Below are 16,440 nucleotides of genomic sequence, written 5' to 3' on the forward strand. Positions count from 1 at the left end.
TTTGCTTGCTTGGCGCTTTCGAATCGTGGCAGCACCTAGCCGTTGGATCGTAGTGAGACTGGTGCAGCCGTTTGACTGGACTCGAACCATTTCTTGTGGAGTCAACAGCAGCGACCGAAAAAACGCGAAACCTTCACCCAAACCAATCTTGCGGTCGAGGGTTCGCGAATCGAGTTGAGACCAAACCCCGGTCAAGCTCCCCAATCAGGGCTCTAATCCGAGTAACAAACGGCGACGATGGCGACGGGATTTGAACTCGCTAAATGGTTCCGAGCCAGCAAGTTACAAAGGACGACTGCCTAGAGTGGCGACTTTTGCGGGGTCCGTTTGAACCGTCAACGCGGAAAGAGGAAACCGTGTAAGCCGTTGCAATTCAAAGAGAAACAGCTCGCCGCAAACCTATGCGACGAGCCGTTTTGATTTCAAGTCGTGGTGACAGGATTTGAAACGAGAGATTGTCATCATTGAGTACTCCGCAGCTTGGCAAACAGAGAAATGAGTAGGGGGATTTAGCTGCCGTAAACATAGCGAGATTGAGACGCGTCTTGGACGCTTCGGGTGGACCAACCTCCAGCACGATGCGATTCTGCTTCGGCGCGGAGGTGATGTAGACCGACGCGAGTTTTGGCATGCCGCCAGCACGCTCCGGTGACCGAATCCGGGTTGCTCTCCGTTGGATCATCCGGTCGATGCAACCGGAGCGTCGATTTCGGGCCGCGACTGGAGGCGTGTCGGCGACCGCCATCAGATGGATGTCGAAGATTCGCGGTACGATTTCCTGATCCGACTGACGTGCATGTGGGGACGCCCTCGACACCGTCCGTGATGCAGCCGACATGACGAAAAGATGGCGTCCTTATTGATCTAGGTCTGCTGTCAGCGCGACGTCCCCAGCTACAGCGATGACCATTTGATCGAAATTCAAGTAGTTTTGGCCTGCCTGTTGCACATCGGCCAACCCTGCCTCATTGATTCGCCGCGTCAGGTTAGATTCGTAGATAAAGCTTCGATCTTCGCTCGTTGTTTCTGCGAGGCTAGAAAGCAGTGATTTGTCGCTCCAAAATTTCATCCGCGATGAATTCGCCAATTGCTCCTTTGCGAGACTAAGTTCGTCGACGGTGATCTCGGTTGAATGCAGAGAATCAAATGAATCGGCAATCGCTCGTTTCAACTCCAAGAGTCTTACTGAGTCGCAGGTAGCTCGCAAGCTTACTCGGGACTGATTCGTGCCCGGCAGCGGCTGGAGGGAGTTCGAGTAATAGTATGACAAACCGACATCCTGGCTGATCCGAGGAATCAATCGACGCAGCATCCAAACTCGATGCGCAACTAACAGCGCGACGTAGTCTGGGTGGTCCCGGCCGACTTGGATATAGAGATCACCCGCAATGCATGCCGACGGACTCCCGTCAATTTGCAGTTCCGTGGACTCGGGTTCAACTTGATATGAATCGGGAGGCCCAAACTCACGTTCCGACTGCCAACGGTCCAGTGGTGGTGCGACTTTCGCGATAACTGTTTCCGGCTCGAATTCACCGACTGCTACAAACTCACCATGCACGCTACCGGTCAATTGCTGGTAACAGTCAAGAATCTCAGCGAATCTGAGAGACTTCAGCGAGTCCAACTCCTCCTGTAGCGATTTCGCTCCGATTCGGCGCAGGTGTTCATTGGCTGAGGGGTAGGGAAGTCTCGAGCGACGCTCCAACGAGGCGACGTTCGTTCGTTTGAGCGTTTCAAATTCCTCCTGCGTAAAACAAGGCTCGCTAAGCAAATGATCGAGTCGTTTGAGCATCGTCAAGAAATGCTCCTTCTGTGAGCGAATGGTGATGCTGAGTCCATCAACCGTCGTACTGCCAAAAGTAGTTCCATGTCCGACCGATCCGGGGACGCGTAGGCGCGCGGCCGCTTTCGCGTTCGTTGAAGTGATCAGCTTTGGGAGCAACAACAGTGCGCCCGTGTTTACCACTGGCATTACGGTGCTATCGAGTCGGAATGTTAGTCTCGCGTGCACCATCGACCCGCGTGTCCTTTTTTGCAACAACGCTACCTTCACTCCGTTGGGAAACGAACGGCGAATCACCCGGCTTTCAACCGCTAGCGGCTCCGGCTCAATCCATTCGCCAACCGAAATCGTGCTCTCGCGATGAAAACCATCGAAAGACTCCGGTGGTACATGCGGCTCTTGAATTGTCGTCAATACGGGCTCGCTCCGGGCAAAGTAAAGTCCTTCCGTTCGGTTGTCGCGATGCAGATATCGCTTGGCGACCCGCTGCACATCTTCGACGCGAACGTTTTTGACTCGGTCGCGATGCAGAAAGTACAAACGCCAATCGCCAAGGGATTCCCAGTAGCGAAGCTCAACCGCGAACTCTCTAAGATCAAGCAGCTGACTCTGCATTCTGGCAAGAACTCGGCGTTTCGCTGATCGCACTTGTGCGCGTGTCACTTTCTCGGCAAAGTGCTCGGTGGCAGCGACAAGCTCGTCCAACAACGGTTCCGGAGCCGAATCGGTCGGCATCGTCCCATACAGCTCGACGAATCCGCGTTGCTTCAAACCTGAGATTCGTCCCCAGAGCTGTCCATCTCCCAGGATCTCGGGTGAAACTAGGGCAGCCGATCGAAACCGCTCTTGCGCCCAAAGGTAGCCAGGTGTCGTGTCCATCATTGCACTGAGAAAGATCTCGAATGCGGCAAAGTCTTCATGAGCTCCCGCCGGCCCGTGGTAAAGAATCGCTGCGACCGGTTTTCCGGCCATCCCTCTCACCGTGATTCGACGTTCACCGGACTGTGGAGGATCAACCGTCGATTCGATTGGGGGTGCGCGTTCAGGGTACTTGAGTCCACCGAAGTGCGTCTGGATGTTGTCCATCGCCAACTGTGGTTCGAATCTTCCTGCCAGTACAATCGTTGCATTGTCGGCCCGATAGTACGTCCGACGAAATGCTTCCAGAGAGTCCACCGTCATCTTGCTGAGGTCGCCCTGATTTCCAATCGTCGCTCGGCCATAGTTGTGCCAAGGGAACGCCACAGAAAGCATCTGTTCAGTCAGAACGTTTTCTGGACTCGCTTTCGCGTTGGTGTTTTCGTTCAAGACGATCTTCAGTTCCTCGGTGAGCTGACTCGGCGTCAACCGGAGATTGGCGAAGCGATCCGCCTCAAAGTGGATGATTTTTTCTAAATTCTCGCGTGTGCCGGGCATGGTTGATTCGTAGTTCGTGAAGTCATTCCACGTCGAAGCTTGCATCGACCAACCGTTTCGTCGGATGACGTTTCGGACGTCGGGAAAGGCGACCGTCCCCTTAAACATCATGTGCTCTAAGAGATGGGCGATACCTTTTTTCCCATACGGCTCATGACGCGAGCCAGCGCGAATGATGACATTGACGGTAAGGGTAGGAATCGAGGAATCCGGCACAAAAAGCACCTTCAGTCCGTTGTCCAACTGGTATTCCGATACTCCCTCGATTTCGTATGCCGGTTCCGGTATCTCGCCTGCGAGTCTCGCATGAACGGTCAATAAACATGCGATGGAAAGCATCAGGCGTGTGGAAAGAACACCTGCAGTGCCGAGGTTGTTGATCCGCAAAACCTTCTCCTTCAGTAGATATCCAAGACGTGCAGGGTATCGCAAAGGCGACACCGACTCGAGCGTGAGTTTCGTGCGCGAAGTTTCTGTGGTTTGACTCCACAGGGAGGATGCCGCCAAGCTCAAGTTTTGTCTCGAGATCCTGAAATTTGCCTCTTTTTTTTGACGGAAATTGGGAACCGTGTATTACCACTCCGGTGGCCGACATCGGATGAAAGCAACTTGAGCAACTGGACGACATTTTCGCGGCTACGGTCGTGTTTGTCGCTCTTAAGCAGCCTTCAATCGTTTCCCGATTCCTGTGGAAGGGTGATACCGCGGTGTTCCTTTTGGTTGACCTTCAAGCGCGAATCTGGCTCACTGAACCTGCCTAAGCAGTGCTTAGCTCGACAGCGCCACTTTCAATCAAACCACCGAGATTTGCAGTGCAATGAGCGGCAAGGCGCTAGCCGCCGGTTGGTGCGAGAAGACCCGCGGCTAGCAACACGCGGCTCACGCAAAGTGGCGCTGCCGTGTTAGTAGACAAGCCTTTCTAAAACTTGACCCTCCGTTCGCCTCGCCTGGGGGTCGTTTCTATGGTTCACCAGGGAAACAACCGTTTTCTGCAGCATCCGGGCGTGACGGCTCCACGGCCGAACGGTCGCGATTGACAGGCGGCTAGGGCTCCGGCCGATCCACGGTGACATTCGCAGTGGCCTCATAGACATCGCCGGGCTGAACCTCGAAGCGGGCCAGAATCTGACGACGTCCCAGACGCTCGTGATCGGCAAAGTAGCAGCGGTACGTGACGTTGGGGATCAACCGGGTGAACTCGACCACGCCCTCGCCATCGGTTTTGGCCGTGCCAAATGACCGAGTCCGAAAGCTCCCACGTGGCGATCGGTAGACTGTTTCGGAAAGCTTGATCATCCGGAACGCGACAGGATCGCCTTGCTTGTCCAACAGCGTCAAACGCGCGCCGCAGGTGGGCTGCAACGTCACGGTTTGGCTCGACTCGTTCTCTGCCACCGACACGATTGCCCCATGCGTCTGGTCCTTGGTGACCGCTCGGATTGACTTTCGGCCACCATATTCCTGGACGGAGAATTCGCCGTTTTTGTCCGTGGTGGTTTTCCATCCGTGGCGATAGTTCTCGGTCACCGCTTCGACGACAATCCCTTCCACCGGCGTGCCATCGGGCAGAACGATTTGCCCCTCAAATGTGTTTTGGGGGGCTTCTTCTTTTTCGTACGTCAGCTCAATCGATTGCGGCTCGCCATCGGTGATGTCCAGTTTTTTGGCAGACTTCTGGTTGGGCGGGCGAAAATCGTAACTGCCGTTGCCGAGAGCAAACTCGAACCGTCCCTGTTCATCGGTCGTGGCGTCGTTAAATGCGATCGGCTGCATTTGGCCGCGAGGTCGGGAGAGTTGTTGCTGCAACTGGGCGGGCAGTTCGGAATACGTCATGCCATAGTGATAAGAAATGATTCTCTCGCCCGGCACCGGATCGCCATCCGAGGACCTCAGGACACCGGAAACAATCGTCGGTTTGCGTAGCACCAGGTCGGGAGCTTGAACCGGCTTGTCTATCACCAATCCGACCATCGTGTCGGCGATCGCAACGGTCCTGTCGCCGGACATCTGCTTCGCCGTGATCAGGAAGTTCATCCTGGGCGGAACCTTGATTTCGTATCGACCCTGAGCGTCCGTCCGAGGCGTTGAAGAGTGGCGTTCGCCATGCTCTCCGGCGAGCGTCACGGTCGCGTCGGGAACCGGGTTCCCCTGTTGATCCATGACACGTCCGGAGAACGGGATGAGCTTTTCGATTTTTAAAGTTGCGTGAATGCCGCCACCGGCCGGGACGGCATTCGGATCAACGGTGACGCGCCGATGTGTCCATCCGGGCTGCCCGGAATTCCAAAAGGTCATCATTCGCGTCTGCCAGTCCGGAATCCAGTCGAACTGGGCCACTCCATCTTCATCGGTCGTCGATGTGAAATCATGCTGCATCAGGGACAGATTGATCGCGGAAACTCGTTCGGGCGAGTTTATCAACCAGGGGTAAATAGTGTGTCCTTCAAGCGGTTGGTTGTCGCCGTCAACCAATCGAATTTTCACGCTCCGAAATCCCGAAAGCCGCAATGTCGTTCGCTCTGGATCGAAGTCTGGGGGAGCTTCCGAATTTGCAGCGTTACCTCTGGGGTCGGGCGTGTAAGATCGAAAGGCAAACCCGACGCGGTCTTTCCAGGCGTACAATTGCGAAACGGTTGCCGCGGTGGGAATTTTGAAAGTTGCAATCCCATCCGGTCCGGTGGTTTGTCTGAGTAAAAGTTTGAAAAAGCCGGCCTGCAGGATGACCGGGCAGTCTTTTACCGGCTTCCCGCCGGCATTCTGGATGGCAATCTTCGGCCGAATGATCGGAGACAACTTCAACTCGAATTGCGATTCGGGAAAGACAAATTGCCCGTCTTTGACGGTGCCGATCGGCGCCAGGCTCATCGCCTTTCCATCGGTTGACTCGGCACGTAAGAAGCAAACCATGGCCAGGTAGGACGAAGATTTCTGTGGTGACAGTTCAAAACGCCCCGACGCGTCGCAAGCTGCTTCGGCAAGTGTCAGACCTTTGCCTCCATCGATCAACCAAACGCGGGCTCCGACGCTCTGCTTCCCACCAACATCGACGACCGTCCCGGCGACCAACGTCCGTTCTTGCTTTTCTTGGCGTTTGTCGTCTGCCGCGTGAAGCGGTGTTCCGAGCGCAATGGTGAAAGCGGTGAAGGCGAGTGCACCGACGACCCCAGGAGAAAACAGGGACCGATTCCGAACGGATCCCATTCCTGTTGAAAACACCGACCGGACGCAACCGGAAGACGCGGCGGCGGAATCCGCCGTGCCAAAACATTTGCCGACCATTGTGCTACCCCCAATAAGTCAAAGTCGGAATCGACCCGGCGATTGTAACACGCCGCCCGGCATCCATGCGAAGAGCTGTAGCCGTCACGACAAGATTGCAATCCGGTAGGTTCCGCTGGATTTCGAGATCAATTTACCGGTCAGCGGATACGGACGCCGCGAGGTTTTGCAACCTTAGAGACCAGACATTCGAGTAACAGATCCGTCGTTGTCGCGCTTGGCAGTCCGTGCAACTGGTGCACTTCAGTATCCCGCAAACAGAACAAGGTGACGACATGAAGATTTTGAAGACATTACCCGCATTGGTTTTGGGACTCGCGCTTTTCAGCGTATCCACCGCCCACGCACAAACCGCGAGTTTCGCCAACGGCGTGCTCACGATTGAGCAGGGCAACGGGAATTCAAGCCTTGGAGCGGGTCTGGGGCCCAACGGTGACACAGTCATCGCGCTGGTGAATGGGACGGCAACGAATATCAGAACGGCGACCTCAAAGAATCCAGTTCCGAGTATCGACCTCAATGCGGTGACACAAATTGAAATCTACGGAGGTGATTTCGGCGAGGTCATCCATCTCGAAGAGAATTTTCAGGGAAAGGGGCTGTTTGATGCCAAGCCGAATCTGGTTGTCGCCATCTTGGCGGGTGGCGGAGGTGATGATATCTATCCTGGCGACACGGGACTCAATGCCAACTTGTTCGTTTACGGCGAAGGCGGAGGAGATGATCTCTTTCGCGCCTATTGGCAATGGGGAAGCTACAAATTTTACTCCACCCCCAAGATGATGGATTTCGGAACCGGGGATCGGCATCTGGACGACAAGTATGGCGGCTACGATGGCAGATTGATCTTTTCGCCGACCGTACGGACTTTCAACTTCTAACGGTCCAGGCAACAAGCGACCAAAGTTCCCGTCGGCGTTCGTCCCGACGGGGGCCGGTTGCCATTCTCATCCGAGCGGGACTCGCTGGTGCCGATTCAGAGGGTTTGGGCCGGCAAGCCGCCCGAATCCCCGCACGTGAGCCGTCGCACCGCGTTCAGCGGGATTAGGAAAGGATCTCCTGAATCACTTCGCCGGCGACGTCGGTTAACCGGTAGCTGCGGCCGTTGTGGAAGTACGTCAGCCGCTCGTGGTCCAGTCCGAGCAGGTGGAGAATCGTGGCGTGAAGGTCGTTCACGCTGACTCGGTTCTCGACGGCTTCGTAGCCGATCTCGTCCGTCGCACCGTAACTGACACCTCCCTTGATCCCCGCACCGGCCATCCATTGCAGAAATCCTTTCGGATTGTGATCACGTCCCTTTCCGTTTTGCGAAATCGGCATGCGGCCGAATTCGCCGCCCCAGATCACGAGCGTGGAATCGAGAAGTCCACGCTGCTCCAGATCGGTGAGCAGGCCGGCAACCGGAACGTCGGTGGCTGCACAATGGTGGGTGTGGTTTTCATCCAGGTTGTCGTGCGCGTCCCACTCACCATCGCTGTAGACCTGCACAAATCGCACGCCACTTTCGACGAGTCTCCTCGCCATCAGGCACTTGGAACCAAATGATTTGGAACGCGGGTTGTCGATTCCGTACAGCTCGTGGATTTGCCGGGTCTCTCGCGAAAGGTCCACCACGTCGGTGGCCTCTTTCTGCATCCGAAACGCCAATTCGAACGAGTCCATGCGGTTGGCGAACTCGGCATCACGCATGTGCCGCCGCAGGTGTTCGTCATTCAATTTGGCCATCAAGTCAAGTTGCGCGAGTTGGTCTTGCTTGCTGACTTGCGGTTGCCGGGTCAGATTCAGCACGGGCGCTCCCTGCGATCGGAACAGCGCGCCTTGAAACGTTGACGGCAGGAAGCCGGCACCCCAGTTGTGCGGGCCACCCTTGGCACCCTGCGTGTTGCCCATCACCACGTAACCCGGCAAGTTTTGGTTTTCACTCCCCAGGCCGTACGTCACCCATGCTCCGGCGGTTGGAAAGCCGGGCCGAGGCAGTCCGCTGTTGATTTGGTAGATCGCGGGCACGTGGTCATTCGATTCGCTGTAGCAAGACTTGATGAACGCCAGCTTGTCGACATGCTTGGCGACATGGGTGTACTTGTCACAGACCCACTGCCCGCATTCGCCATACTGCTTGAACGAAAACGGCGACTTCATCAACGGTCCCGGGTTGCCAAAGAACGCCTGGATGTCCGTCGTCTGACCGTCTCGCTTGTCCAGTTCTGGCTTGCGGTCGAACATGTCGACGGCGCTGGGGGCGCCTTCCATGAACAGCCAAATGACCGACTTTGCCTTGGCGGGAAAGTGACCCTGGCGCGGACGCAGCGAAGTCACCGGATCAGACGAACCGTCCGGCGGCGTTGCGGCCAAGAGGCCCTGCTCTGAAAACAGGTTGGCCAGGCCAATCATTCCCGCCCCGGCACCCGCTCGGCAAAGCCACTCGCGGCGGCTGGTCACCTTCCCGATGCGACCGCAGGGGAATAACGGGGTGTTCTTCGTCATGTCAGGTGGACTCGATCAAAAGTGAATCTTGGCTTTCGGTCAATTCGCAGTTGCGACTGCGATCCATGCGGAGGGGACGTCGATCCAACGCAGTCAGTCGACGTAGATGAATTCGTTCAGTCCGAACAGCGTCTGGCAAAAATCGGTTAACGCTTGGAGTCGCGGATCGGGAGTCTCCCGTTCGGTCCGTGCCCGGGTCTGTGATTCGATGAATTGAATCGAAGTCTCGATTTCGGTTTCCGTGGGCAATCGGGCGAAGGAGATCTCAAAAGCGGTCTCAATCATCGGCCGCAAATCGTTTTTCGCTGGAAGCGAATCATCCGGCGGGCTCTGGACCAGCCTCTCCGCGAAGTCGCGCGCCACCGAACGCACAAAGCGGTCGTTCAAGATCACCATGGCTTGGGGGGCCACGGTCGTGTTTTGTCTGGCAGCACAACTGGTCATCAGGTCCGGGCGATCGAATGCCTGGAACATGGGATAGGGAATCAGACGCTTGTGGAACATGTAAACGCTGCGGCGCCGTGTGGTTGCGTCGTCCGGGGCGTCTTTGGGATAGCCTTCGCCCTTGATGTTCCTCGCCAGATTGGCTTCCGGAGCAATGTAAGGTTTGAATCCGGGGCCGCCGGCTTGCAGGTTGAGGGTGTCGCTGGCTGCCAGCATGGCGTCGCGGATGACTTCGGCCTCCAGCCGTTGTGGGGTCATCCGCCAAAGCAGGTGGTTGGCGGAGTCAATTTCCGGCCCCCGTTGATCGGACGCTTCGCGTGTGCTGCCCTGTCGCCAAACCGCACTGGTCAGGATTTCGCGGTGCAACGCTTTGAGATTCCATCCGCCGTCAACGAACTCCTTGGCCAAGTATTCCAACAGCTCGGGGTGGATGGGCGCGTCACCGCGAACGCCAAAGTCGCTGGTCGTGCCCACGAGTCCCTTGCCGAAGTGATGGTGCCACACTCGGTTGACGAACACTCGCGCCAGCAGCGCTCCGCCGCCTTGCTGCGTGTCGGTAATCCAATCGGCAAGGGCACGACGCTGCAAGGTGCTCTTTGCCTCTCCGATCTGGGCATAAGCATCCTTTGCCCTCTGCCAGTATTCATCGGCGTCCGCGCCGGAGGATAGCATCGCGGGGAAACCGATTGGGACTTCGATTTCTCGATCGTAAAAATCGCTTCGGCGAAACAACCAGGTCGTGCGACGCTTGTGGTCAAAGTCCCGAAAGAAAAAGCCTTCTTTCCCGCTTGGCAGTTTCGCGGTCACGCGATCGCCACTGTGGAACACGCCCAGCAATTGGTAATACTCTTTTGCCGAGAACGCGTCGTACTTGTGATCGTGACAGCGGGCGCACGCGACCGTGATTCCTAAGAGTCCCGATCCCAGCGTCGAAATCACGTCGTCCAGCTCGTTGTAGCGATTCAACAGCCGTTCACTTTCAAGGAACGAATCGGGCAATTTGAAGGCCGGTCCAGCCGTTAGGAATCCGGTGGCGGAGATCGCATCGTCGTTTTCCGGCTCGAACTCGTCACCGGCGATCTGCCAGCGCACAAACTGGTCGTAGGGCATGTTGTCGTTGAACGCCTGAATCACAAAATCGCGATAGACGTACGCGTGCGGACGGTCCATGTCGGCTTCCTGCCCGTCGCTATCCGCGTAGCGCGCCACGTCCAACCAGTGCCGCCCCCAACGCTCGCCATATCGAGGCGAATCCAAAAGCCGGTCCACCAGGTTCCGAACCGCCGAATCGGGGTCTTTCGAGTGGGCGAGGGTGAATTGATCGATCTGTTGTGGAGCCGGGGGCAATCCGATCAGGTCAAAGTACAGTCGTCGCACCAGTGTGCGCGCATCGGCGGGTTTCGAAGGACTGAGCCCGGCGTCTTGCTGTTTCCGCCGCACAAACCGGTCGATCGGTCCCCGTGACCAGTGGTCCTTGGACTGCGGCGTGGGCACGGTCGTCTGCGCGAGTCGTTGGAAGGCCCAATGCTTTCTGGCTCGTTGCAGCTTCGGGTCGACGATGTCCGTCTGGTCGGGCCACGTCGCGCCTTGATCGATCCAATTTCGCAGCAGACGGATCTGTTCTTCCGAGAGCGGTTCGTTTCCGTCCGGCGGCATCAAGCGGTTTTCGTCGGCTCCGGATACCAATTGGAACAGCAGACTCTCTTTGGCGTTTCCCGCAACGATTGCCTTCTCACTTTCGCCTCCCCGCATGGCTTTGGCTTTGACACCCAGATTCAAACCGGCTTCTTCCGTGGTTCCGGCGTGGCACTCGTAACAATGGTCTCGCAAAATCGGTTGAATCTCACGCACGAAGTCAACGGATTTGCGGCCGGCCGGTTCCGTTTGCGCGAACGCCATCCCGCCGAACAGTCCAACCCAAACTGCCATGAGGGTGGAGCGGGGATCAATCGGATAAGTCAACGGAAGCACCTTCAAACGTTTTTGCTGCCTGGGAGATCGGAGACCGCGTTAATGCTGGTTTACATTTCCGGGGCACAGACTTCCTGCATTCTAACGACAATTCGTCGTCGGCACTGGATTCGGGACGTAGACCCAGCCCGCGTTCAACCTCCCGTCGCGAAGCTTCGGCAGCCCGCTGCCGTTGGCGTAAGCCGACGGACACCGCAAGCCAATTTGGGTGAGCCGCGTGGCGCTAGCCGCGGGTTTTCTCGCCTCAACCGGCGGCTAGCGCCTTGCCGCTCATTGCACTGCAAATCACGGTGTTTTTGATTAAAAGGGGCGCTGTCCGGTTAGTGAGCCGTAAGCTTCAAGCCGATGATGGCGACCATCAGCAGGATCAAGAAAAAGATTCGACCCGCGTTCACCGGCTCGTCGAGGAATAACATTCCCAACACCATTGCTCCGAAGGTCCCGATGCCGACCCAAACGGCATAGGCCGTGCCGATCGGAAGCGTTCGCGCGGCCAGCGCGAGCAGGTACATGCTCGCGACAATCCCGGCAATGGTGAGAACGCTGGGCACAGGCTTCGTGAAGCCTTCGGTGTATTTCAGACCGATGGCCCAGCCCGTTTCCAAAAGACCTGCGATGACAAGAAGAATCCACGGCATGACGACGCTCCTGTAGAACGCGTCGTCTTGTCTTAACCGGGTACGTCGCACATCGTCCGGGCCAGAGTGGCAGTTACGATGAACCAATCTTATCCGCAACTGGCACCCGGGCAAGGCCTACTTGAACTTCGGCGAAACCTGTCACGCGTGGCATCAAAATGACCCCCGGGGCGTGATGTCGAAGCCGCGGTCGCTGTCTTGTCAAACCCGAATACCTGGAAGTGGCAAGCCTTGTCGTCACTCGCCGTCTTCCACCTCGATTTGCCCGGACGGAACGGACGCTTCGTCGCCACCACTCGGTCCGGATTCACGGACGATAGCTGCGTAGGCTGGCTTGGGGTGGTTGTTGGCGTCGAAGAGCAGCGGGTGCTGACCCCTTCGCCAGGTTCGGCGATCATTCAGCCCCCAAAAGCTGACGCGTTCGATCACGTTCTGGTGCTTTTCGAAAATCGCAAACAGCTTGGCGTAGTCTTCGGCTTGAGCATTCAGGTCTTCCAGCGAGGGCGGGGCACTGCTCCGAAAACGTCGCCTTCCGAACTGGCCGCCCGACTCACCCCGGATGGTGACGTCAAGTTCGGTGATGCTTACCTTCAAACCCAATGACGCATAATCGGTGATCGCTTTCTCGATGTCGTCAAAGGGAACGCGGCCGCTTCTCCAGTGACCCTGGATGCCCACCGCGTCGATGGGAGCCCCCTGATCGAGAAGCCTCTTCAAGAGCACCAGGGAGCTTGCGTGTTTCGGTCCCGATTCGATGTTGTAATCGTTGTAATACAGGACGGCGTCGGGGTCTGCCTGGCGGGCGTACTTGAACGCCAAGGTGAGAAAATCGGGGCCGAGTGCCCGCAACCAGTTTGAATCCCGCAAATGCTCTGTCTCTGCGGTCTTGGCGTCGCCGCCGTCGCTGATCGCCTCATTGACGACGTCCCAGCTCTGCACTTGGCCCTTGTAGTGTCCGACCAGCGTTTCGATGTGGTTCTTCATCCGCTGTTTGATCGTTTCGCTGTCGTCTCCTTCGAAGAACCAATTCGGAGTCTGCGCGTGCCAGACCAGGGTGTGACCGTGAACAGTCATGCCATTCTTCCGGGCCCAATTCACCAACGCGTCGGACTGCTCAAACTGCCACCGGTTCTCCGCCGGATGAATTCGCTCCGGCTTCATGCAATTCTCGGGCGTGATCGAGCCGAAGTGTTCGGCTGCCAGTTTCAATTCCGCGTCGGAGTAACGTGTTGGCAAATCGCCGGCCATGCCGATCAGAAAAGAGTCCTTGAAAGCATCCTTGATCAGACGATCGATTTCGACTTCGACCACCGGTTCGGTGGAGGCCGCCGGCACCGGCTTGGGTGGCTCGCGGGTGGCCGTGGATTCCTGACCGCCTCGTTCACCGAAGGAACGGCTCACCAACAAATCCCTTCCTTGCAGTTCCGCCTGGTAGTCGATGCGGAACTCGCGCTCTCCAAACTGACGCACTTCGGCGAACGAAATCGAATCGCCCCGCCGCTTGACGTCGGAGAACTGGACCTCCCGCGTTTGGTCGCCCGATTCCACTTCCGCGTTTGCCGTCGTGCCGCCCCGGTCATCTTCCGTGAAGTGCAGATGGTAGGTTTGCACGCCGAATGGAGTCTCAAACTGGCAATGCCAGGTCCCCGCGAGCTTTTCGGGGGATTCTTGAGGATCGCTCGCGGACCGATCCTGCGCCATGGCGACGGTCACGCAGAGCAAGCAGCATTGCATCCATGCGAGGGTTCTCATCAACATTCGAGGATCTCCGGAGGATGGGGGAGGGCGCCCGTCAGGGGCGTGTCAGCAGCGTCAAGGAAGGTGTGCGTTGTTGCCAGAGAACCTAGTCGTTCAGTTCCTCACGGTCGCACATCGTCATCAATCGTGACCGGATTCGGGGCGACCGTCTCACCCCTCGGCCGCGGCCTGTTGCCGCGCATCCGAACGGGTCTCAGAGGTTGCCTTTGCATTCCCCTCGTTCGGTTCGCCGACGGAGGACACACGTGTCGCCTTGCCTTGCTCGGTGGCGAATTGGCCAACCTTCCGGGACACCTGCATCGTATCACCAGCGACATGGCCTTCGTACTCGATGCGGATCTGGTTGTCACCGAATGTCAAGTTCTCCACGAACGAGACGGTTTCGCCATCGGACTGGACCTCCTGAAACTCCACGTCTCTGGAGCGACCATTGACTTCTGCTTTTGCCGTTGCCGAAAGCGTACCGGCCTGTCGTTTGAAACTGATTGCGTATCGCTGCAAGCCGATGCGCGTCTCGAAATCGACGTTCCAAGTTCCCGAGAGCTCGTCCTCGGATCGGAACAGCATCGGCGCGAATTCCTTCAGGCTGCGCCGCCACGTCTGCCATTCGTGAGCCGTCTCGGGACTGAGGTAGTAGTGGGCATTGATGCCAAGCTCCTTCAACTGCTCGACGGTCGCTGCGGGGTCACCACCGCGACGGGTGCGTCCACCGTCGACCTCCTTGCTGCCGTAGCTGACAAAAACAAGTTTCACCTTGTTTGCAAAGTCCTCCGTCTCTTCGACGTCTTCTTTGCCGATCGTGGCGCCACTGAAGAGCCCGATATGTGAAAACTTGTCGAGGTTTCGAAGCGTGATCAACTTCGTTTCCATGCTGCCCATCGACAGGCCGGCCATCGCCCGGTTGGGCTGATCGTCCAGCGTGCGGAAGTTTGTGTCGACGTAGGGAATCAGTTCATCGACGAGCACCGTTTCGAAATCACTGATATCGAAATTGCGCAGACCTCCGAAACGCACTTCATTGGTCATCCCGTAAGTCATCACGATCAGGAATGGTTCGATTTGTCCCTTCGCGATCAAGTTATCCATGATCAGCCCGGCGTGTCCCTGAACGCTCCAGCCGTATTCGTTTTCGCCCCAGCCGTGTTGCAGGTACAGAACCGGGTAGCGTTTGCTCTGGTCGCTGTCATAACCCGGCGGAGTGTAGACGAAGGCGCGACGTTCGGTATCCGTGCTGTCGGAATGGAAGAAGATCTCGCGGACCTGACCGTGCGGCACCTGCTTGAGGGCGTAGAATTCGCGGTCTTGCGCGGGGATCTCAATGCCGCTTCCCCACCGCATCGCACCAAAGTAATACTTGCTATTGGGGTCTGGTACATGCGCGCCATCGATGACCAATTCGTAGTAGTGGAAGCCTTCGTCCAGTGGCCGCGAATAACCGATCCAAGCGCCGTCGTCGTCTTTGACGAATTCCGTGCTATCCCGAAAAGTCGTGCTAACGCTGTTCGCTTCCGGCGCGACCACTTTGAACTTGATGCGGCCCTGCGAATTGACTTGTGGATAGTCCCTGCCCGGCTGGTTGGTCGGGGCTGGTTGGAAGTCTTCCGTGATGCCTTCGGGAGTGTTCGACGATGCCTCGTCGGCGGTCTTTTCTGACGCCTCGCTAGGTTCGACCGAAGTTTCTTTGGCATCCGACGATTCGTCTGATGGCTCCTGGAACAGCAACTGGACGAAATGGTACAGATTGTTTCGCCAGTGAGTTGGATCATGCCCGTGTGAATCGACGTTCCAGACGTGTGGCACCTCATTTTCTTTCAGATAGCGTTGCAACCTTTGGCTGACTCGAATCAAGCCGTCCTGGTTTCCGCAGGACAACCAGAGCAGGTCAAGCTGTTGTTTGGTTTCCGCGGGATTTGGGACCAATTCCTCGGGGGCTTTCGTGTTGGGGGCCGAAGAGAACCCGCCGATCCAGGCAAACTTGTCCAGATGCGACAGGCCAAAATTCAGTGACTGACCGCCTCCCATCGAGAGCCCCGCAAGGGCTCGGTGTTTTCGATCCTCCCGCACCGAGTAGCGAGATTCGATCGCGGGGATCACATCTTCAAACAAGTCCTGTTCGAATGCCGCGAATGCGGGTGCAGACTCGAACACATTGCCCTCCGCCCGGTCATTCTTCTGGGCCCGGCCGTTGGGCATGACCACGATCATTGGGACCGCCTTGTCATCTGCGATCAGGTTGTCCAGCATGACGTTGGGAGAAGCGAAACGCTGCCATTCGGTTTCGTCACCACCGATCCCGTGCAGCAGGTAGAGAACCGGATACTCCTTGTCGGGCGAGTAACCTGGCGGGGTGTAGACGTTCATCTTTCGAGTCGTGCCGACGGTTTTCGACTCGTAGTCGATCATCTCCAGCTTGCCGTGCGGGATGCCGTCGCGTTCTTCAACGATGTTTTCCGGCGGATCCGGGTAGGTTTGTATGTCGTTTGGGCCAAGTTCGATTGGACCGCCGAAGCCGCCGCGAGGCCGACCACGCTGTGGCTGTTCCGGCGATGCTTCTTGGGCTGAGACGCACGCAATCTGCACGAGGCATAACGCAAGCACGACAAGGCGTTCTTTCATGGGAATCGGTCTCGAGGATGACGGGGGAGAAGAAAACCGGAGCGGTTG

8 protein-coding genes and 1 riboswitch are annotated in these 16,440 nt (G+C 57.2%); of the genes, 1 reads left to right on the plus strand and 7 read right to left on the minus strand.

The window, feature by feature from the left end:
• Window positions 1–856 precede the first annotated feature (856 nt).
• Together FYK55_RS02380 and FYK55_RS02385 are read right to left on the minus strand one after the other, a co-directional pair.
• Entirely contained in the window at window positions 857–3,715 is a 2,859-nt protein-coding gene (locus tag FYK55_RS02380; RefSeq protein ID WP_150074439.1) for a M16 family metallopeptidase, read from the minus strand.
• A gap of 531 nt (window positions 3,716–4,246) precedes the next feature.
• Window positions 4,247–6,403: a carboxypeptidase regulatory-like domain-containing protein gene (locus FYK55_RS02385; protein ID WP_161604258.1), complete on the minus strand. Its 2,157-nt coding sequence runs from the start codon at window positions 6,401–6,403 to the stop codon at window positions 4,247–4,249.
• A gap of 353 nt (window positions 6,404–6,756) precedes the next feature.
• On the opposite strand from FYK55_RS02385, the gene FYK55_RS02390 reads away from it, so the two are divergent.
• Window positions 6,757–7,362, plus strand: coding sequence for a hypothetical protein (locus FYK55_RS02390; RefSeq protein WP_150074443.1), 606 nt, complete (start codon window positions 6,757–6,759; stop codon window positions 7,360–7,362).
• Between the two features lie 163 nt (window positions 7,363–7,525).
• Here FYK55_RS02390 and FYK55_RS02395 read toward each other — a convergent pair whose 3' ends face one another.
• From FYK55_RS02395 to FYK55_RS02415, 5 genes are all read right to left on the minus strand, one after another.
• Window positions 7,526–8,965: a DUF1501 domain-containing protein gene (locus tag FYK55_RS02395; protein ID WP_150074445.1), complete on the minus strand. Its 1,440-nt coding sequence runs from the start codon at window positions 8,963–8,965 to the stop codon at window positions 7,526–7,528.
• Between the two features lie 93 nt (window positions 8,966–9,058).
• Window positions 9,059–11,338, minus strand: a complete 2,280-nt coding sequence (locus tag FYK55_RS02400) for a PSD1 and planctomycete cytochrome C domain-containing protein (RefSeq protein WP_150074447.1) — start codon at window positions 11,336–11,338, stop codon at window positions 9,059–9,061.
• A gap of 362 nt (window positions 11,339–11,700) precedes the next feature.
• Window positions 11,701–12,018: a DMT family transporter gene (locus FYK55_RS02405; RefSeq protein WP_150074449.1), complete on the minus strand. Its 318-nt coding sequence runs from the start codon at window positions 12,016–12,018 to the stop codon at window positions 11,701–11,703.
• Between the two features lie 16 nt (window positions 12,019–12,034).
• Window positions 12,035–12,094, minus strand: a riboswitch (guanidine-III (ykkC-III) riboswitch).
• Between the two features lie 161 nt (window positions 12,095–12,255).
• Window positions 12,256–13,770, minus strand: coding sequence for an endo-1,4-beta-xylanase (locus FYK55_RS02410; RefSeq protein ID WP_235908363.1), 1,515 nt, complete (start codon window positions 13,768–13,770; stop codon window positions 12,256–12,258).
• A 156-nt stretch (window positions 13,771–13,926) separates the two neighbouring features.
• Window positions 13,927–16,392 (minus strand): alpha/beta hydrolase, encoded by a 2,466-nt coding sequence (locus tag FYK55_RS02415; protein WP_150074453.1) that lies wholly within the window; start codon window positions 16,390–16,392, stop codon window positions 13,927–13,929.
• Between the last annotated feature and the right edge of the window lie 48 nt (window positions 16,393–16,440).

Source organism: Roseiconus nitratireducens, assembly GCF_008629675.1.
Classification (GTDB): Bacteria; Planctomycetota; Planctomycetia; order Pirellulales; family Pirellulaceae; genus Stieleria; species Stieleria nitratireducens.